17 protein-coding genes and 1 tRNA gene are annotated in these 18908 nt (G+C 59.2%); 9 read left to right on the top strand and 9 right to left on the bottom strand.

The genetic code is table 11. From position 1 onward, the window contains the following. Nucleotides 1-740: 740 nt before the first annotated feature. Both AB4874_RS17395 and ypfJ read right to left on the bottom strand, forming a co-directional pair. A tRNA-Leu gene (locus tag AB4874_RS17395) sits at nt 741-824 on the bottom strand. A 49-nt stretch (nt 825-873) separates the two neighbouring features. Then, complete coding sequence (gene ypfJ / locus AB4874_RS17390; protein ID WP_368392924.1) at nt 874-1737, bottom strand: KPN_02809 family neutral zinc metallopeptidase; 864 nt, start codon at nt 1735-1737, stop codon at nt 874-876. A gap of 134 nt (nt 1738-1871) precedes the next feature. Here ypfJ and AB4874_RS17385 point away from each other — a divergent pair, with 134 nt between their 5' ends. The 6 genes from AB4874_RS17385 to gluQRS all read left to right on the top strand — a co-directional run bounded on the left by AB4874_RS17385 (nt 1872) and on the right by gluQRS (nt 8942). Next, nucleotides 1872-2450, top strand: coding sequence for a YqaA family protein (locus AB4874_RS17385; RefSeq protein ID WP_368392923.1), 579 nt, complete (start codon nt 1872-1874; stop codon nt 2448-2450). Further along, nucleotides 2450-2935, top strand: a complete 486-nt coding sequence (locus AB4874_RS17380) for a disulfide bond formation protein B (protein ID WP_368392922.1) — start codon at nt 2450-2452, stop codon at nt 2933-2935. The genes AB4874_RS17385 and AB4874_RS17380 overlap by 1 nt, the downstream gene beginning before the upstream one ends. Before the next feature lie 196 nt (nt 2936-3131). Continuing rightward, entirely contained in the window at nt 3132-5906 is a 2775-nt protein-coding gene (gyrA, locus tag AB4874_RS17375) for a DNA gyrase subunit A (protein ID WP_295533691.1), read from the top strand. Between the two features lie 49 nt (nt 5907-5955). Next, entirely contained in the window at nt 5956-6666 is a 711-nt protein-coding gene (locus AB4874_RS17370; protein ID WP_368392921.1) for a hypothetical protein, read from the top strand. Nucleotides 6667-6745: 79 nt separating this feature from the next. Continuing rightward, nucleotides 6746-8104 carry a methylenetetrahydrofolate--tRNA-(uracil(54)-C(5))-methyltransferase (FADH(2)-oxidizing) TrmFO gene (gene trmFO / locus AB4874_RS17365; protein WP_368392920.1) on the top strand — a complete coding sequence of 453 codons (1359 nt, stop codon included), beginning with the start codon at nt 6746-6748 and terminating at the stop codon, nt 8102-8104. Nucleotide 8105: 1 nt separating this feature from the next. Then, nucleotides 8106-8942: a tRNA glutamyl-Q(34) synthetase GluQRS gene (gene gluQRS / locus AB4874_RS17360; protein WP_368392955.1), complete on the top strand. Its 837-nt coding sequence runs from the start codon at nt 8106-8108 to the stop codon at nt 8940-8942. Nucleotides 8943-8945: 3 nt separating this feature from the next. Here gluQRS and hisI read toward each other — a convergent pair whose 3' ends face one another. Further along, nucleotides 8946-9308, bottom strand: coding sequence for a phosphoribosyl-AMP cyclohydrolase (gene hisI / locus AB4874_RS17355; protein WP_295533684.1), 363 nt, complete (start codon nt 9306-9308; stop codon nt 8946-8948). A gap of 61 nt (nt 9309-9369) precedes the next feature. Between hisI and AB4874_RS17350 the strand changes: the two genes are divergently transcribed. Next, complete coding sequence (locus tag AB4874_RS17350) at nt 9370-9807, top strand: iron-sulfur cluster assembly scaffold protein (RefSeq protein WP_368392919.1); 438 nt, start codon at nt 9370-9372, stop codon at nt 9805-9807. A 170-nt stretch (nt 9808-9977) separates the two neighbouring features. Here the strand turns inward: AB4874_RS17350 and AB4874_RS17345 are convergent, their stop codons facing one another. The 5 genes from AB4874_RS17345 to sciP all read right to left on the bottom strand — a co-directional run bounded on the left by AB4874_RS17345 (nt 9978) and on the right by sciP (nt 15592). Further along, the gene (locus AB4874_RS17345) at nt 9978-10100 is read right to left on the bottom strand and encodes a hypothetical protein (protein ID WP_295533680.1); all 123 of its coding nucleotides are present in this window, start codon (nt 10098-10100) and stop codon (nt 9978-9980) included. Nucleotides 10101-10206: 106 nt separating this feature from the next. Further along, nucleotides 10207-12297, bottom strand: a complete 2091-nt coding sequence (gene recG, locus AB4874_RS17340; protein WP_368392918.1) for an ATP-dependent DNA helicase RecG — start codon at nt 12295-12297, stop codon at nt 10207-10209. Beyond that, on the bottom strand, nt 12294-14417 hold the full coding sequence (gene ligA / locus AB4874_RS17335; protein ID WP_368392917.1) for an NAD-dependent DNA ligase LigA: 2124 nt from the start codon (nt 14415-14417) through the stop codon (nt 12294-12296). Before ligA ends, recG begins: the two co-directional genes overlap by 4 nt. An 87-nt stretch (nt 14418-14504) precedes the next feature. Beyond that, complete coding sequence (gene ctrA / locus AB4874_RS17330; RefSeq protein WP_368392916.1) at nt 14505-15218, bottom strand: response regulator transcription factor CtrA; 714 nt, start codon at nt 15216-15218, stop codon at nt 14505-14507. Between the two features lie 95 nt (nt 15219-15313). Then, nucleotides 15314-15592: a CtrA inhibitor SciP gene (gene sciP, locus AB4874_RS17325; protein ID WP_295533672.1), complete on the bottom strand. Its 279-nt coding sequence runs from the start codon at nt 15590-15592 to the stop codon at nt 15314-15316. A 129-nt stretch (nt 15593-15721) separates the two neighbouring features. Between sciP and mnmA the strand changes: the two genes are divergently transcribed. Next, a complete protein-coding gene (mnmA, locus tag AB4874_RS17320; protein WP_368392915.1) occupies nt 15722-16858 on the top strand; it encodes a tRNA 2-thiouridine(34) synthase MnmA in 1137 nt (378 codons plus the stop codon). 111 nt (nt 16859-16969) lie between these two features. On the opposite strand, the gene AB4874_RS17315 is transcribed toward mnmA, so the two are convergent. Beyond that, on the bottom strand, nt 16970-17341 hold the full coding sequence (locus AB4874_RS17315) for a phasin family protein (protein ID WP_368392914.1): 372 nt from the start codon (nt 17339-17341) through the stop codon (nt 16970-16972). A 231-nt stretch (nt 17342-17572) separates the two neighbouring features. On the opposite strand from AB4874_RS17315, the gene AB4874_RS17310 reads away from it, so the two are divergent. After that, complete coding sequence (locus AB4874_RS17310; RefSeq protein WP_368392913.1) at nt 17573-18856, top strand: NAD(P)/FAD-dependent oxidoreductase; 1284 nt, start codon at nt 17573-17575, stop codon at nt 18854-18856. Nucleotides 18857-18908: the final 52 nt, after the last annotated feature.

Here is an 18908-nt window from a genome sequence, read left to right as displayed (position 1 = left end):
GGGCTTACGCCCCGGTGATTTGCTGTGAAGATCGGGTTGTTTCGCTACTGCGTGCAGACAACGTCCCAAGATCAGGCCCAACCGATATCATCGGTGCACCTGTCAATGTTGCGAGTATCGCTGCGCCTTTTGGCGCGTCTCGCTGGCAGCTGTCGAACACACATCCGTAGATGCCGTCCCCTCACTGGCCACCCCCATGGCCATGATGCCCCACAATTGGGCATGCGTCGAAAATGGACACAGACGCGCCATAATGAAAGCGGAATTTGCCATCTTCTCGCCGCATTTACCCCGATTTCCGCGCAAATCGGCCGGGATCCAGCTCATCCAATTCACCTACACCGAAAGGATTGTTTCAAGAGCACCCCAAAAAGATGCGCGCAATTCCTTTAAAACCTGTCCTTTAGGATTGGTGAGCAGGCCATAAACCGCGTTTCAGGACAAAAGAGCGCCGGTGATTGTTCGCGCTCCGGAAACACACCGGCCCCGCAATCGTTTCCACAGCGTGGCTAATCTGTGGCCAATTCGCGGCCATAGTCGTGACACAAAGTTGTGAACATTGTTCTCAGATTGCGGCTAAATGAGGCGATATCCGCCTTTTGTTCTACCAATCCCGCCCCGACAGCCCGAATCACCTTATGGCAACGAATCTGCACGCCGAATTGAACGGCCGTGTATGACGCGATTGCGCGCGCCCAGAGGCGCTAACGCATACAATCTAAAGGAGTATTGGGCTGGGCTGGTGCCCGAGGCGAGACTCGAACTCGCACGATTTGCATCGGCGGATTTTGAATCCGCTGCGTCTACCATTCCGCCACTCGGGCCCAGTTCGCTTCCTCTAGCGAAACCGCGCGGCCATGACAAGCGTCTGGATCACAGGTTTCGCACAGAAAATGTGTCGCACTGGCGCAGATCGCCGCTGCGATAGCCGCTTTGGAACCAACGCTGGCGCTGAACTGAGGACCCATGGGTGAAACTATCGGGCATGGGCACCCTGCCCGCCTCGCGTTGCAACGTGGCATCACCAATGCGCGCGGCAGCGTTCATCGCCTCTGCGATGTCACCTGGCTCGACCGCACCGATCTGATCTTGCGCCGCGCGCGCCCATATTCCGGCGAAACAATCGGCCTGCAATTCGATGCGCACGGAAAGCGCATTGGATTGCGCCTCAGAGCCTTGCGCGCGCAACTCATTAACCTTGCTTAAAATTCCCAGCTCGTCCTGAACATGATGAGCGACCTCATGGGCCACGACATAAGCAGCGGCAAAATCGCCTTTGGCACCCAGTTGTTGGCTGAGCGTGTCAAAAAACGCGGTATCAAGGTTGACGCGCTTGTCGCCCGGACAATAAAACGGCCCCGTTGCCCCGCTGGCATTGCCACAGGCCGAACGCGTCACACCGCTGAAAAGCACAAGCGTCACCGGGTGATAGGTCTTGCCCAGTTGCTGCTTAAATATCCCCTGCCAGACATCTTCAGTATCGGCCAGTGTGACCGAGACAAAATCGCCCATCGACTTCTCGCGCTCGCTCAGAGGACCGCTTTGCTGCGTGACGCTGCCTTGCGGCCCACCCTCCAGCAAGGGCGTCAGATCGACTCCAAGGAAATAGCCCACAACAACGATGGCCAATACGCCCAGCCCACCGCCGCCAAGCCGCATCGTCTTGCCACCCGACATCCGCGATTGCGTGCGCCGATCTTCGATATTGCGGCTGCCCCGCCGCCCTCGCCATTGCATTGCTGCGATCTCCCATCCCACTTTTGTGTGAGATTAGCGTGATCGTGCGCGTGTGAACAGCACCGCTGCGCTTGACCTTGCGCACGCGCGCAGGCACGAAGCGGGCAGACAGCGACAACCGAGGCCAAAAACTGATGATCCGGCGCATCTATGACTGGACGATGGCCAAGGCGAGCCATCCCAAAGCAATGTGGTTTCTCGCCATCACCGCCTTTATCGAGGCCTCGGTCTTTCCGATTCCCCCAGATGTGCTGATGATCCCAATGATCCTTGCAACCCCGTGGCGGGCTTGGAAAATCGCCCTGGTGGCGACGGCGGGCTCAGTCGCGGGGGGCTGCCTTGGCTATCTGATCGGCTATGGGTTCATGGATGTGATCGGCCAGCCGATCTTGCAGTTTTACGGCAAGGCGCAAAGTTTTGACGAACTGGCCCTGCGGTTTAACGAGATGGGCGGCTGGGCGGTGCTGATCGCGGGCGTCACCCCCTTCCCCTACAAGGTCATCACGATCTTTTCAGGAGCAACGCACTTGTCTCCGCCGCTATTCTTGGGCGTGTCGGTGCTGGCACGCTCGCTGCGCTTTTTCATCCTCGCAGGTTTGCTTTGGAAATTCGGCGCGCCAATTAAGACCTTCATCGAGCGCTGGCTCGGCCTTCTGTTCACCCTGTTCGTCGTACTCTTGATCGGCGGCTTTTACCTGTTGAAGTATATCTGATGAGAGATCCCTTCCCGCCGCGCATGTTGATTGGATACGCCGCCGCTGGCTCGGCCTTCGTTCTGGCCGGCGCGCTGATATTTCAGGCGATGGGCTATGCGCCCTGTCATTTGTGTATCTGGCAGCGCTGGCCACATCTGGCGGCGATTCTGATCGGGCTGGCGATCTTGGCCTTCCGCCTGCCCTCGTGGACGGCCCTGTTTGGCATGCTCGCGGCCCTGACCACTTCTGGGCTTGGGTTTTACCACTCTGGAGTCGAGCGCCATATCTTCGCAGGCCCCACCGATTGCACATCAGGCGCCGTGAACAGCGCAATCTCTGCGGCTGATCTGATGGCCCAGATCAACGCCGCGCCCTTGGTGCGTTGCGATGAGATTCCGTGGGAGATGTTTGGCATCACCATGGCGAACCTGAATGCGATCGGCTCACTGGTGCTGGCGGGCATTTGGCTTTGGGCGTTTCTCAAGGCGCGCCGCAGCGCCTGAAAGCAACGCCAGATGCCTCCGGCGGGGGTATTTCGAGCTAGATGAAACACCGCCCTCTTTTCATCTGGCCATAAATACTCCCCGCGGAGCGTCCCAAAACCGCCCACAGGCGCACTGCTGTCGCCCTTGGCGATTGCGCCCGCCGCTTGGGGGGACTATAACCTGTTACAACAATATCTAGAGCATCGAGGCGCGCGTGACTGACACTCCTGATCCGCCGGAAATCGAAGAAGAGGGTCCTGCACGGCCCGCCTATCTCGGCCCGACCGTTTCCATCGCACAAGAAATGAAGACCGCCTATCTCGATTACGCGATGAGCGTGATCGTAAGCCGGGCGATCCCCGATCTGCGCGACGGTTTGAAACCGGTTCACCGGCGCATTCTGTATGCGATGCACGAGACCGGCAACACGCATGACAAATCCTATCGCAAATCGGCGCGTCCGGTGGGCGATGTGATGGGTAAATATCACCCCCATGGCGATGCGGCTATCTATGACGCGCTGGTGCGAATGGCGCAGCCGTTTTCGATGTCGCTGCCGCTTCTGGATGGTCAGGGTAACTTCGGCTCGATGGATGGCGATAACGCCGCCGCGATGCGTTACACCGAAGTGCGCATGGACAAGCCTGCGAGCGCCCTGCTGGCCGATATCGAAAAAGATACGGTCGATTTTCAGGACAACTATGATGGCAAGGACCGTGAACCCTCGGTTCTACCCGCGCGCTATCCAAATATGCTCGTCAATGGTGCGGGCGGTATTGCGGTCGGTATGGCCACCAATATCCCGCCCCATAACCTGGGCGAGATTTGCGACGCCACGCTGGCGCTGATCGACAATCCCGACATGTCGGATGAGGCGATCATGGCGATCGTGCCCGCCCCTGACTTTCCGACGGGTGCGCTTATCATGGGTCGGGGTGGTGCACGCAAAGCCTATCTTGAGGGGCGTGGCTCAGTCATCATTCGCGCCAAAACCCATATCGAGGAGATCCGTAAGGACCGCTTTGCGATCATCATCGACGAAGTGCCCTATCAGGTGAACAAAGCCTCGATGATCGAGAAAATGGCCGAACTGGTGCGCGACAAGCGCCTTGAGGGCATTTCCAACATCGCCGATGAATCCGACCGGGTTGGCGTGCGCGTCGTGATCGAGCTGAAACGCGATGCGACGCCCGATGTCGTGCTCAACCAGCTGCATCGGTTTACGCAGATGCAAACCTCGTTTGGCTGTAACATGCTGGCGCTGAATGGCGGCAAGCCAGAACAGCTGACGCTTCGCCAATTCCTGAGCTATTTCATCACCTTCCGCGAGGAAGTTGTTGCGCGTCGCACCGCGTTCGAACTGCGTAAAGCGCGCGAACGCAGCCATATTTTGTGTGGCCTCGCCGCGGCTGTCAGCAATGTCGACGAGGTGGTGGCCACGATCCGCGCCTCGGCTGACGCTGCTGAAGCGCGCGAAAAGCTGATGACGCGGCGCTGGCCGGCCCATGAGATCCTTGAATATCTCAAGCTGATCGACGATCCGCTGCATCCGGTGAACGATGATGGCACCTATAACCTCTCCGAGGCTCAGGCGCGCGCAATTCTGGAATTGCGCCTGCAGCGCCTGACCCAGATTGGCGTTAAGGAAGTCACCGACGAGCTGGCCGAATTGGCGGGCAAGATCCGTGACTTCCTCGCCATCCTCGCCTCGCGCGACCGGATCATGGCGATCATTGCTGATGAGCTGCGCGAAGTGAAAGAGCAATTCGCCGTGCCGCGCCGCACCGAGATCATCGACTGGGCGGGCGATCTGGATGACGAAGACCTGATCGAACGCGAAGATATGGTCGTCACGATCACTCAAGGTGGCTATATCAAACGCACCACCTTGGCCGATTTCCGCACGCAGAAGCGCGGCGGCAAGGGGCTGTCGGGTGGTTCGCTGAAAGAGGACGACACGGTCACCACGCTGTTCGTCGCCAACACCCACACGCCGCTCTTGTTCTTCACGACCGAGGGCATGGTCTACAAGATGAAATGCTGGCAGTTGCCGCTGGGCTCGCGTCAGTCCAAGGGCAAGGCGATTGTGAACATCCTGCCGATCCCGACGGGTGTCTCGATTGCCGCGATCATGCCGGTGGATCGCGCCGAGGAAGATTGGGACGACCTGCAGATCGTATTCGCGACATCTGCTGGAACTGTGCGCCGTAACCGATTGTCAGACTTCACAAATGTTATGCGCAACGGCAAGATCGCGATGAAGTTCGAGGATGAGGGTGTGCGCCTGATCAATGCGCGCATCTGTTCCGAGGATGACGACGTGATGCTGTTCACCGCCGGGGGCCGTGCGATCCGCTTTGCGGTGCCTGATGTGCGGGTGTTCAACTCGCGCAATTCGGTCGGTGTGCGCGGCATTCGTCTGCGTCCGGACGATGAGGTCGTATCGATGTCGGTGATCCGCCACTTCGAGGCCACATCCGAGGAACGCGCCGCTTATCTCAAGCAGCGCCGCTTGATGGCGGGTGTGACCGAGGATGAGTCCTCCGATGATGAGGATGAAGACGGCGTGGCCGAAGGACAGTTGTCGCCCGAACGCTACAACGAAATGGCCGCTGCCGAGGATCTGATCCTGACGATCACGGCGCAGGGCTCGGGCAAGATCAGCTCCAGCCACGGCTACCCGCTGCGTGGGCGTGGTGGTCAAGGTGTGGGCGCGATTGACAAGGCGATGCGCGGCGGTCTGCTGGTGGCGTCGTTCCCGGTCGAGATGAGCGATCAGATCATGCTTGCCACCTCGACGGGCCAATCGATCCGCTGCCCGGTGCAGGACATCTCGTTCCGCTCGCGCTCGGCAGGCGGTGTGCGCGTCTTCAACACCGCCAAGGGTGAAGAGGTCGTCTCGGTCGCGCGCATTGCCGATCAAGGCGATGACGCTGAAGAGGTCGAAGGACTCACCGAACAAGCTGGCGATGAGACAGCAGAAAGCTAAACCCGCACCGGGCGGAGAACACGCCCGGGCATTACCGATGAGGCAGAACATGAAACAGTGGATTATCGGAGCGGTCGCTGCGTTGGCCGCAAGCACGGCGCTGAACGCGCCTATCGCGCAAGCTGCCGAAGTGAACGGCGCGCAAGTCGGGGTGAGCTATTCGAACCTGACCGGTTCGGCGAGCGACGCCAATAAACTTTCGGCCTTCGGCTCGCTCGAGGTCGCCTTCTCGCCCGCGTTTAGCGTGCAGGGCGATATGGCGCTGAACCGTTTTGGCGGGACAAATTGGGATGGCGGCATGTTCGCGCTGCACGGGGTCTATCACCCGATGCAAGGCACCGCCCTTGGCGCCTTTGTCGGGCGTGATCGTCTGAACAGCCAGAATGTCGATTTCTACGGTCTTGAAGGCAGCCAAAAGCTCAACATGATCGATCTGGAAGGCTATGTGTGGCACACCGAAAGCGGTTCGGACGGCACCGCGCTGGGTCTGAGTGGCAGCTATGCCCTCAACGATCGGTTTTCGCTGGGCGGGCGTCTGGATGCGTTCAACGGACGCGGCGATAACTACAATCGGATCGGCGTGACGGCGGATTACAAGCTGGCGTCAAGCTACAGTGTTTACGGCGAAGTCGGGCGCGTTGATGCGCAAGGCGCCGATGCCAAGGGCTATATCGGCCTCGGTTTGCGCGCGACGTTTGGGGCCGGACAAGGCACCAGCTTCTCGCAACGCGGACTACAGGATTTGCTGCCCGGCCTATAAGGCTGCGTTGGCAAGACAGGAATACTCTGGAAAGCTGCGCTGATTGCAAGCGCAGCTTTTCGCTTATATTAGGCGGATCATGACCCAAGAACTTCACATTGTCGGCGGCGGAATGGCCGGATCAGAAGCAGCCTGGCAGGCGGCCAATGCAGGCGTGCATGTCGTGCTGCACGAGATGCGACCAAAGGTCGAAACCTTTGCCCATCAAAGCGGAAATTTCGCTGAAATGGTCTGCTCGAATTCGTTTCGTTCTGATGACGATCAGCAAAACGCGGTCGGCCAGCTTCATTGGGAAATGAGCGCGGCGGGTGGTTTGATCATGGAAATGGCACGCCAGCATCGCTTGCCGGCGGGCGGAGCATTGGCGGTGGATCGTGATGCATTCTCGCAAGCCGTGACAGATCGCCTGCGCGCACATGAAAACATTTCCTTTGTTGAAGAAGAGGTTACAAGCCTTCCTTCAAGTGGCAACTGGATCTTTGCGACCGGTCCGCTGACGTCTCCGGCCTTGGGGGCTGCGATTGGGGCCGCCTCCGGGCAGGACAGGCTGGCCTTTTTCGATGCCATCGCGCCGATCGTCTATGCCGAAAGCATCGATATGTCCGTCGCTTGGCGGCAGTCGCGCTATGACAAGGGCGAGACCGAAGAAGAGCGCACTGCCTATATCAACTGCCCGATGACGCATGATCAGTATGAGGCGTTCATCGACGCGCTCATGGCCGCCGAAAAGACCGAGTTTCACGAGGGCGAAGCGGGTTCAGGTGACAAGCCCACACCCTATTTCGACGGCTGCCTCCCGATTGAGGTCATGGCCGAACGCGGGCGCGAAACACTGCGCTTTGGCCCGATGAAGCCCGTCGGTCTGACCAATGATCACGACCCGCAGAACAAGCCCTACGCTGTGGTGCAACTGCGCCGCGACAACGCGCTTGGCACGCTTTATAATATCGTCGGCTTTCAGACCAAGATGAAATATGGCGCGCAAGCCTCTGTTTTCCGGATGATTCCCGGCCTTCAGGATGCCAAGTTCGCACGCCTTGGCGGCATTCACCGCAATACGTTCATCAACTCCCCGACGCTGTTGGATGCCCAGATGCGACTGAAATCGCACCCGCATCTGCGCTTTGCCGGGCAGATCACCGGGGTTGAGGGCTATGTCGAAAGCACCGCAATGGGGCTGCTGGCGGGGCGGATGGCAGCCGCTGAACTTCAGGGGCGCGCGTTGCCACCACCCGGCCCCGACACCGCGATGGGCGCGCTTGTCACCCACATCACTGGCGGTGCCGAAGCCAAGACATTTCAGCCGATGAATGTCAATTTCGGGCTTTTCCCGCCGATTGACGCCAAAGGCGGACGGCGTGGGCGCAAGGACCGTTACAAAGCCTATACAGATCGCGCGAAAGAGACGTTTAATCAATGGCTTGAAAGACAAACCTAAGGTGATCACCCGGTTCGCGCCATCGCCCACCGGGCCGCTTCATCTGGGCCACGCCTATAGCGCGCTTTTGGCCCATAACATGGCGCGCAAAGCGGGCGGTCAGTTCCTGCTGCGCATTGAGGATATTGATCAAAGCCGGGCGCGACCGCATTGGGAACGCCAGATTTACGACGACCTGCACTGGCTTGGCATCACGTGGGACGGCCCCGTGATGCGCCAATCCGACCGCTTTAACTGCTACCGAGAAACCCTTGATACACTTTGGAAAGCCGGATTCCTTTTTCGCTGCACCTGCACCCGTCGCGATATTGAAGAGGCCGCGAATGCCCCGCAAGAAGGTGCAGGGTTTGGCCCCGATGGGCTGATCTATCCCGGTACCTGCCGCCAGTCCGGTGCCCCGCGCCCTGGTCAACCCCTACCCAATGACGTGCTGCGGTTAAACATGCAGCGCGCGGCAACAGAGTGCAGCTTTACCGAACTCTGCAAGGATCGCACGGGCGTGCATCAGATTACCCCGGAGCAAATGCGCAAAGATGTGGGCGATGTGGTGCTTGCGCGGCGTGAGATGGGCACGTCATATCACCTCGCCGTGGTGCTGGACGATGCGGCTCAGGGCGTGACCCATATTGTGCGAGGCGAAGACCTGTTTGATGCTACCAAAATCCACGTCACGCTCCAGAAGTTACTTCAACTTCCAACGCCAAGCTATTGTCATCACGCGTTAATTCGTGACGAAAATGGCAAACGTCTTGCCAAGCGTGACGATGCAAGGGCAATTGCGAAATATCGTGAAGATGGGGCCAGCCCCGCCGACATTCGCCGGATGGTCGGGCTTTAGGCGCTAATCCTCGATGGGGCTCAGAATCTCGACTTCGTCGCCTTCACGCAGCGCCGTATAAAAACATGAGCGGCGATTGGTATGGCATGCGGGACCGATTTGATCGACCAACAGCAGCAAACAATCGCGATCACAATCAATCCGCATCTCGCGCAGGCTTTGCACATGGCCCGAGCTTTCACCCTTGGCCCAAAGCGACTTTCGCGATCTGGACCAATAGGTTACGTGACCTTTCTCAAGTGTATGCGCAATGCTTTCGGCGTTCATCCAAGCCATCATCAGCACCTCTCCGGTCTGATAGTCTTGGGCAATCGCGGGAATCAACCCGTTGGAATCATAGCGCAGGCTGGCGGGATCAAACGGCATCGACACTTTCCTTCTGGGGGCGCTCACCCTATTTACCCCGGACGGACCGAAGGGAAAAGCCATGAGCGACGCGGATCTGATCAAACTCTATTCCCAGCGCATTCTCGCACTGGCGGCCGACATGCCCTGCACCGACCCGCTTGCGGATCCCGACGCTGTGCTGCGCAAACGCGCGCCGCTTTGCGGTTCGACGGTTGAGGTCGCGATCACGCTTCAGGACGGGCGGATCAGCGGCTATAGTCAAACGGTTCACGCCTGCGCTCTGGGGCAAGCTTCGGCAGCAATTTTTGGCGCGCAGGTCATCGGGTGCTCACGCGATCAGGTGGCGCGGCTGCGCGATCAACTGGCGGCGATGCTCAAAGGCGGCCCGGTCCCCGATGCCCCCTTCGGCGAGTACGAAGTGCTCACGGCCGCGCGCGAATATCCCAATCGCCATGGCTCGATCCTGCTCGCCCCCGAGGCCACCTTGGCGGCTTTCGACAGCGCCATCGCGGCCTGACCCCTGCCCCTTTCACCATGAAAAAACCGCCACCCCGGTGAGGGGATGGCGGCAAGTTTGCGCTTTCGGACAGGCAAAACCTTGGGACAGGCGGGCCGCGTTTGTTTGGGACAGGTGCGGCAAAGCAGAAAGCGCGAGGCAGTAACGTCAAAGGCGAACGAAGCGAAGGATCACAACAACCCGGGCAAATAAAGCGCGATCAGAAAACTGACACATAGCGCGACACCACCGATGGCGTCATGCAAAAGCGTCGAGGAGTTTCTTGCAAAGACTGCTTTGATTTGTTGGGCCATTTTGGTCTCCTTCATCTCTGTTGCTGCTTTGTTCTCATATTCTTAACGCCCTGTAAAGAACTTTTTGAGAACATCTGAGAACAAGCGCCCAAATGAAGGGAATTAGTTAGCCGACATTGATCAAACGGATCGCTTGATCCTGCCCCATCAACCACAAAAGCTGGCGTGCCGCTTGTCCGCGCGGCCCACTCAGATCGGGATCATCCAGCAAAAGCTTGCGCGCATCGCTTTGCGCCACGGCCAAAAGCCCCGCTTGGCGTTCCAGATCGGCAATGCGAAACCGCGGCAAGCCAGATTGCGCCGTGCCAATCATATCGCCTGCACCGCGCATCGCGAGATCTTCCTCGGCAATGCGAAACCCGTCTTCGGTCTCACGCAGGATCCGCAGGCGGCGTTCGCCGGTTTCGCTGAGGGGGGCTTGATAGATCATCAAACAGGTCGAGGCCGCCGCACCGCGCCCGACGCGGCCGCGCAGTTGGTGAAGCTGCGCCAGACCAAAGCTCTCGGCGCGCTCGATCACCATGATCGTGGCATTGGGCACATTCACGCCAACCTCGATCACTGTGGTCGCTACCAAAACAGCGGTCCGCCCTGCCATGAAATTCTCCATCGCAGCGTCTTTCTCGGCGGGCGGCATCTGGCCATGAACCAGCCCAACGACCCCTTCACCCAGCTCGGCGCGCAAATGGCGAAACCGGTCCTCGGCAGATGTCAGATCGACCCGCTCGCTCTCCTCGACGAGGGGGCAGACCCAATAGGCTTGGCGCCCATCGGCGACGGCGCGGCGCAGATGCTCCACCACCTCGCCGATGCGCTCGGTGGCAACCAACGCCGTGGTGATCGGCTTGCGACCCGGGGGTTTTTCATCCAGCAGGCTCACATCCATATCGCCATATTGCGCCAGCGCGAGCGAGCGCGGGATCGGCGTGGCCGTCATCACGAGACTGTCAACCGCCTGCCCTTTGGCCCCCAGCTCCATCCGTTGCGCCACGCCAAAACGATGCTGCTCATCGGTGACGGCAAGGCGAAGGTCCTGAAACACAACGTCTTTTTGAAACACTGCATGGGTGCCCACCAAGATCGAGATCTTGCCCTGCGCCAGATCGGCCAGCTTGCGTGCACGGTCCGCCCCCTTGTCGCGCCCGGTGAGCAAATCAAGGCGAACGCCCGCCGCCTGAGCCAGAGGAGCAAGCCCCTCAAGATGCTGGCGCGCAAGGATTTCGGTGGGGGCCATCATCACGCCCTGCCCGCCTGCTTCGACCGCCGTCAGCAGCGCCATAAACGCCACCAACGTCTTACCCGCGCCAACATCGCCCTGCAAAAGCCGGTTCATCCGACGCGTCGAGGCCAGATCGCCAGCAATTTCCGCAATCGCGCGAGTCTGCGCATTCGTTGGACTATAGGGAAGTGATTGCAATACCTTGCGCGCCAGAATCCCGGTTCCCTGCGTGGCCCGTCCCGGCTTGCGCCGCGCTTGTCTGCGGGCCAAGGCAAGGGTCAGTTGATGGGCGAACAACTCATCATAGGCAAGGCGCGCACGCGCGGGCGCGGTGCCCATCACATCCGCCAAACCCTCGGGGGCATGTGCGGCACGGATCGCACCGTTCCAATCGGGCCAGCCCTCGCGCGTTTTGAGCGCCGGATCAATCCACTCGCCCATCTGCGGCGCCAATGCCAGCGCCGACTGCGCCGCCTTCGTCATCAACTTTTGACTGACCCCGGCGGTGAGCGGATAAACGGGTTCAAACCGTGCAATTTCGTCGGCTTGCTCGGGAGGCAGTATATGATCGGGATGCACGATCTGCGCCATGCCATCATAAATCTCAAGTTTGCCCGAGACCACGCGGCGCGCCCCTTGCGGCAAATGGCGCGCCAGCCAATCGCCGCGCGCATGGAAAAAGATCAGCGTTACGTCGATTTCGCTATCATGGCACATCACCCGGTCCGGCAGGCCGCGTCGGCGCGCCGGAATATGGCTGTCGATCGTTAGCTCCACCGTCACGACACTGCCAGCCGCCGCCCCCTGCACAGTCTTGACAGGACGGCGGTCGATCACCGAATGGGGCAGCGTGAACAACAGATCACGCGGCACCTCGATACCCAGAGGCGCAAAGGATTTCGCCGTCTTCTCGCCGATCCCGGCCAGCGTTTCGAGCCCGGAAAACAGCGGGAAAAGGGCTTCGGGGCGCCCGCTCATGTGCTGTGCGCCAATGCGATCCAGGCGTCTTCGTCGATCACACGAATGCCCAGATCGGCAGCCTTTTTCGCCTTTGAGCCTGCGCCGGGGCCTGCCACCAACAGGTCGGTCTTGGCACTGACAGAGCCGGCGACCTTGGCGCCCAGACTTTCGGCGCGCGCCTTAGCCTCGGCGCGTGTCATACGCTCCAAGGAGCCGGTGAAAACGACCGTGAGGCCGGAAATTTCGCTATCGGATTTGGGTTTCTCGGCCTCTTGTACGTCAAGATGTGCCGCCAGCCGTTCGATAGAGGCGCGCTCTCCTTCTTGATGGAACGTCGCGATCACCGAGGTAGCCAGCGTCGCCCCGACCCCGTCGATTGAGAGCAAATCTTCCCAAGCGGCCCCCTGCCCGATCTCGGCCTGCGTCATCGCCGTTTCAAACGCATCCCAAGTGCCATAATGGGTCGCCAAAAGCCCCGCACTGGTTTCCCCGACATGGCGGATTCCCAGCGCAAAGATCAAGCGCGCCAAGGGGATACGACGTTTTTCAGCGATCGCGTCAAACAGGTTGCGCGCCGATTTTTCGCCCCAACCCTCGCGGTTCTTCAACTGCTGCAAGCCCTGCCCATAGCGATCCTCAAGCGTGAAAATATCGCCCGGCTCACGAATCCAGCCATCTTCGTAAAATGCCTCGACCTGTTTGGCGCCCAAACCTTCGATATCGAAGGCCGCACGCGAGACGAAATGCTTCAGTTTTTCAACCGCTTGAGCGGGGCAGATCAGCCCGCCAGTGCAGCGGCGCACCGCATCGCCCTCTTCGCGGATCGCATCCGACCCGCAGCGCGGACAGTGCGTTGGAAATTCAAAAGGTAACGAGTCAGCCGGTCGCTGGGTCAGATCGACATCAGCGATTTTTGGGATCACATCGCCGGCGCGATACACCTGCACCAGATCACCTACGCGAATATCGCGCCCCTCGCGGATCAGCGCGCCACGGCTGTCGCGTCCGGCGATGTAATCTTCGTTATGCAGGGTCGCGTTGGACACCACTACACCGCCGACCGTGACCGGCGCGAGACGTGCCACAGGGCTAAGCGCGCCGGTACGCCCAACCTGAATTTCGATCGCCTCAAGCCGGGTCCAGGCCAACTCGGCGGGGAATTTATGCGCGATCGCCCATCGCGGTGTCGTCGAGCGAAACCCAAGGCGGCGCTGCAAGGCAAGATCGTCGACCTTGTACACCACGCCGTCAATGTCATAGCCAAGATCGGCGCGCATCGCCTCGATCTTGCGGTAATGATCCAGCATTTCGCCGGGTCCATCGCATAGCGCGGTCAGGGGATTGGTCTGAAAACCAAGCTCCGAAAGACGCGCAATCGCGCCTTTTTGGGTGGGCGCTAATGGGGCCGAAAGCACCCCCCACGCATAGGCAAAAAACCGCAGCGGGCGGGCGGCAGTGATGCGCGCATCCAATTGACGCAGCGATCCGGCGGCGGCGTTGCGCGGATTTGCAAAGGGTTTATCCCCGTTTTCCAAAGCAAGGGCATTGAGGGCCGCGAAATCGGCATGGGCCATATAGACCTCGCCACGCACTTCAAGATGATCGGGCGCACCGCTCAGCTGCTGAGGGATATCCGCAATTGTGAGGGCGTTCGCAGTAACGTTTTCACCCACGTTCCCATCGCCGCGCGTTGCGGCATAAACCAATTTCCCCTGATCATAGCGGATCGAGAGAGACAGCCCGTCAATCTTGGGCTCCCCCGTATAAGCCAAGGGCGCATCCGCCACGAGCCCCAGAAAGCTGCGAATTGACGCGTCAAACTCGACCACATCCTCATCCGAGAAAGCGTTGGAGAGACTCATCATCCGCACTTCATGCGGAATTTTCCCAAAGCCCTCAGCCAGCGCGCCACCAACTTTCTCGCTGGGGCTGTCGCTTGGTTTCAGATCGGGAAATTTCGCTTCGATCGCGGCGAGTCGGTGTTTCAACCGGTCATACTCCGCATCCGAAATTTCGGGCGTGTCCTTGGTGTGATAGGCTCGATTGGCGGCCTCGATCTGCGCGATCAGATCGGGCAGCTCTGCGCGCGCCTCAACGCGGCTCAAGGCATCAATCGAGAGATCAGTCTGATCAACCATAAGAAAACCCCCTCAGTTCGACCCAAGGTTTAGGGCCGCGCCGAGGGGGCGTAAAGAGCCGTGACGGAGATCATCGGCTAAGCGGGCTCAGGCACCCATCGCGATGCGACGCTCCAACTCATCAGGATCAGGATCGCGCAACACATAGCCGCGCCCCCAAACCGTCTCGATGTAATTGTCGCCACCCGTGGCATCGGCCATTTTCTTGCGCAATTTACAGATAAAGACGTCGATAATTTTCAATTCGGGCTCATCCATTCCGCCATAAAGATGGTTGAGAAACATCTCTTTCGTCAACGTCGTGCCCTTGCGCAGGCTCAGCAATTCCAACATCTGATATTCTTTACCCGTCAGATGGACCGGTTTGCTCTCTACCTCGACGGTTTTGGCATCCAGATTGACCGAAACTTTGCCGGTGCGAATGATGGATTGCGCATGCCCCTTGGAGCGCCGGATAATGGCATGAATGCGCGCCACCAATTCCTCACGATGGAACGGTTTGGTCATGTAATCATCGGCGCCCGAGCCAAATCCCTTGATCTTGTTCTCGGTATCGTCCGAGCCGGTCAAAATCAGGATCGGCGTATCCACCTTGGACAGGCGCAATTGGCGCAACACCTCATGCCCGTTCATGTCGGGCAGGTTCAGATCCAGCAAAATAAGATCGTAATCATAGAGCTTTGCCAGATCGATCCCTTCTTCACCAAGATCGGTGCAATACACGTTCAGGTTTGCGTGGGTGAGCATCAATTCAATGCTGCGCGACGTGGTCGGGTCGTCTCCCACCAACAAAATCCGCATCTTGGGTTCTCCGCGTTAATCCCTCAGTCAGGAATGAGCCTGCCATCAATTGGTTAATACCCGGTTACCTTCGCACGATTTCGTGACAATGCAACCTAAAGTTGTCTGAATTTCTGAATTGCGGTCACTTTCAAACCTTTTGTTCCGTGTTTTTTAATTGCCTCGATCCAGATATCGAGCTCTTCATCGGACAACTCGTATCGCTCAATCAACTCGGGACGGGAAATCAACCCATGGGAGAGTGCGCGAACAATCAAGGCTTTGCGGCTGGCGACCCAGCGTCGGGTCTGGGCGGGCGGTAGGTCAGCGCGGGTCAGGACCGAGCCGTCAGGCAGGGTCACAGCGCGTGGACCATCGACTTTCTTGAGATACATGGGACACCCCTTCTTCCTCTTCACACCGGGCAGTTTGCGCGATCGCTCTTAACAGCGTGTGAAACAGAGGGTTGTGAGTGCGTCGCATTTTCCTATATTTCAGCGGGTCTGGTTAAAGGTCCGTTCAACATGCCTAAAGATTTGCCTCTCAACTCGCTGGGATTCGCCAAGCCGCCCAGCGAAACCCGTGTCGTCGTTGCCATGTCAGGCGGCGTCGATAGCTCGGTTGTGGCGGCGCAACTGGCCGAGGAAGGCTATGATGTGGTGGGCGTGACGTTGCAGCTTTACGATCACGGCGCAGCCTTGGCGAAAAAAGGCGCGTGCTGTGCGGGGCAAGATATTCACGATGCGCGCCGCGTGGCCGAGGAGATGGGCTTTCCCCATTACGTGCTGGATTACGAAAACACCTTCCGCGAGGCGGTGATCGACGAGTTCGCTGATGCGTATTTGGGCGGGGCGACCCCGGTGCCCTGCATCCGCTGCAATGAGCGCGTGAAGTTCAAGGACTTGCTGGAGACAGCGAAAGATCTGGACGCCGATTGCATGGCGACGGGCCATTACATCCAGCGCAAGATCGGCGCATTGGGCCCAGAACTGCATTGCGCCGCAGATGCCAATCGCGACCAAAGCTATTTCCTGTTCTCGACCTCACCCGAGCAGCTGTCTTATTTGCGCTTTCCGCTGGGCCATCTGGCGTCCAAGGCCGAGACCCGCGCCTTGGCGGCAAAATATGGGCTGGCAGTGGCGGATAAGCCCGACAGTCAGGATATTTGTTTCGTGCCCAATGGCGATTATGCCTCGGTGATCGAAAAGCTGCGCCCCGGCGCGGCGGATCCCGGCGATATCGTGGATATGGAGGGTAATGTTCTGGGCCAGCATCGCGGCGTGATCCATTATACGGTCGGGCAGCGGCGCGGTTTGGGCATCGGTGGGCTGGAAGATCCGCTTTACGTGGTCAAGCTTGATCCCGACTCCCGCCATGTGGTCGTGGGCCCGAAAGAGGCGCTCTCGACCCGCATCATCCCGGTGCGCGAAATCAACTGGCTGGGCGATGAGGCATTTACCTCGCGCAAGGAGTGGCATCTGGGCGTCAAGGTCCGCTCAACCCGCCCGCCGCGTGAGGCGATCATTCGCCCGCTGTCAGAGACGACGGCAGAGGTGGAACTGCTGGTCCCCGAAGAAGGCGTCAGCCCCGGACAGGCCTGCGTGTTCTACGCCCCCGATGACAGCCGTATCTTTGGCGGCGGCTGGATCTGGAAGGGCTAAGACGTGATAACGGCGCGGCGGGTTACACATGCCCCGCCGCACCAATCGTCATGTTGGCGTCTCAGACGGGCACGTCGGTCAGGCTGACCGGTGATCTACCCGTCTGAGTCGTCACTTTCCCGCAGTCGCTTTCGCGATCGCCTCGCTTTCTTCAGTGGCCGCGCGCACCGCTTGCTCAGCGAGGCCGCTGGCAGAGGTGGCCAGCTTGGTCATCTGCGTGCTGTAATCGGTCATCGTGCCCTGCCAGAACTCGCCCCAAAGGCTCATCGCTTTCATCGGGTCGCGCTCGTCCGCAAGCTTGCCGATCATCTCTCGATCACGTTCAAAGCGCGCTTTCAGGAAATGGAGCATCTCGATATTCCGAGCAATCAACGCATCTGCCATATGCAAATGCGGCGTAACGATCTGCGAGACATCGCCACTATCGGGCAATGGCATGAAGCCTGCCGCTTTAGAACCCGGTGATAATTTCGTAACAGCCATGGCATCCTCCATAGGTTGAGGCATGAGATTAGCACATTCTAAGCGTGGCGCGTTTGACCTGTGACAACCCCAAGCGCTTTTCCGCCTTCGCCGCGCAATTAATTGGCCTCAGCACGCCACGTCCCGAGCCAATCACATTGGCGAGAACGCTTTGAAATTTGGGAACCGCTGCATCTGCGCATCAGTTGTCATGACAGCGTCGGCAAGCGACGAGCAAAGGATAGGGCCGCCATGGCTACGCACAAAGATAAGCCGCAGGTTGTTGTTTTAGGGGGCAATTTTGCTGGCCTCGGGGCGGCACAGAAGATCCGGGATTATGCAGGCGATGCTTGTGAGATCACCTTGATCGAGCGCAAAGCCTATCTCGATTTCATCCCCAATATCCCGCTTGAAGCCTTTGAGGGGCGCGACCCGGCCGTGACGATGCATATGGATCTGCTCTCGGCCTTGGCCAAAGATAACATCCATTTCGTGCAGGCTGAGATTCTGGGGCTCGATATTGACGCCAAGACGGTCAAGATTCGCCCCAATGAACGCCCCGGTGCGCCGGAATACGCGCGCGGCTATGATTATGTCGTGATCGCCCTCGGGGCCAAGCTGGCCTATGACGACATCGAAGGCTTTGCCGAACATGGCCACACGGTTTCAGACGCGTTTCATGCCAATCGGCTGATCGACTTCCTTGAGAATGACTATCAAGGCGGGCCGATCGTGGTGGGTTCGGACCGCTTTGAGCAGGGCCATAAGGGCCGCCCCGACTGGCTGCCCACCGCCTTGGCCGCCTGCGAGGGACCGCCCGTCGAAATTGCCTTGTCGCTGGCGCATTGGCTGGGGGAGCGCAACAAGGGTGGCCCCAAAGACATCACCCTTTTCACTCCGGCGGAACTGATCGCCGAGGATGCGGGCGAGAAGGTCGTGGGCAAGCTGCTAGAGGCGGCGGGCTCGATGGGGTTCAACTATGTCAACAAGGTCGAGGGGATCAAACGCCTGACCAAAGAGGGGATCGAGTTCACCGATGGGCGCTCCCTACCGGCCGAACTCAAGATCGTTTTGCCAAACTGGAAGCCGCATGACTTCCTCAAGGGGCTGTCAGTGTCCGATGAGGTCGGCTTTATCGTCACCGATATGCGCATGCGCAACCCTGACCACCCCGAGGTGTTTTCCTGTGGCGATGCAGCCGCGTTGACCGTGCCAAAGCTGGGCGCGATCGGGCATCAGGAATGTGACGTGGTGGGGCGTCAGATAGCGGGCGATCTGGGCCGCCTCAGCGAGGCCGAGGCCAACAAAGAGTGGCACCCCGAGGTCATCTGCATTGGCGACATGGGCGGTGGCAAGGGCTTTTACATCCACGCAACCTCTTGGTTTGGCGGCGATATTCAGGAACTGCGGATGGGCAAAATGCCCTATATGCAAAAGCTGGCCTACAAGGAAATCTTTTTTCGCAACAATGGCCGCGTGCCCAGCTGGGGTGTGCCGATATCGGAATGGAGCATCGAAACGCTACTGCCAAGTTGACAGATGTGCCGCGCAATCAAACCCCTCATTTTGGTCGCGCAGCCCGCAAACA

The organism is Thioclava arctica (genome assembly GCF_040892615.1).
Taxonomy (GTDB): Bacteria; Pseudomonadota; Alphaproteobacteria; order Rhodobacterales; family Rhodobacteraceae; genus Thioclava; species Thioclava arctica.
This window is presented reverse-complemented; position numbering and strand designations above follow the sequence as displayed.

Coding starts and splice junctions, on each gene's coding strand:
- ypfJ (WP_368392924.1), bottom strand. CDS start 1,737: ATGCAATGGCGAGGGCGGCGGGGCAGCCGCAATATCGAAGATCGGCGC.
- AB4874_RS17385 (WP_368392923.1), top strand. CDS start 1,872: ATGATCCGGCGCATCTATGACTGGACGATGGCCAAGGCGAGCCATCCC.
- AB4874_RS17380 (WP_368392922.1), top strand. CDS start 2,450: ATGAGAGATCCCTTCCCGCCGCGCATGTTGATTGGATACGCCGCCGCT.
- AB4874_RS17370 (WP_368392921.1), top strand. CDS start 5,956: ATGAAACAGTGGATTATCGGAGCGGTCGCTGCGTTGGCCGCAAGCACG.
- trmFO (WP_368392920.1), top strand. CDS start 6,746: ATGACCCAAGAACTTCACATTGTCGGCGGCGGAATGGCCGGATCAGAA.
- hisI (WP_295533684.1), bottom strand. CDS start 9,308: ATGCCGTTTGATCCCGCCAGCCTGCGCTATGATTCCAACGGGTTGATT.
- AB4874_RS17350 (WP_368392919.1), top strand. CDS start 9,370: ATGAGCGACGCGGATCTGATCAAACTCTATTCCCAGCGCATTCTCGCA.
- AB4874_RS17345 (WP_295533680.1), bottom strand. CDS start 10,100: ATGGCCCAACAAATCAAAGCAGTCTTTGCAAGAAACTCCTCGACGCTT.
- recG (WP_368392918.1), bottom strand. CDS start 12,297: ATGAGCGGGCGCCCCGAAGCCCTTTTCCCGCTGTTTTCCGGGCTCGAA.
- ligA (WP_368392917.1), bottom strand. CDS start 14,417: ATGGTTGATCAGACTGATCTCTCGATTGATGCCTTGAGCCGCGTTGAG.
- ctrA (WP_368392916.1), bottom strand. CDS start 15,218: ATGCGGATTTTGTTGGTGGGAGACGACCCGACCACGTCGCGCAGCATT.
- sciP (WP_295533672.1), bottom strand. CDS start 15,592: ATGTATCTCAAGAAAGTCGATGGTCCACGCGCTGTGACCCTGCCTGAC.
- mnmA (WP_368392915.1), top strand. CDS start 15,722: ATGCCTAAAGATTTGCCTCTCAACTCGCTGGGATTCGCCAAGCCGCCC.
- AB4874_RS17315 (WP_368392914.1), bottom strand. CDS start 17,341: ATGGCTGTTACGAAATTATCACCGGGTTCTAAAGCGGCAGGCTTCATG.
- AB4874_RS17310 (WP_368392913.1), top strand. CDS start 17,573: ATGGCTACGCACAAAGATAAGCCGCAGGTTGTTGTTTTAGGGGGCAAT.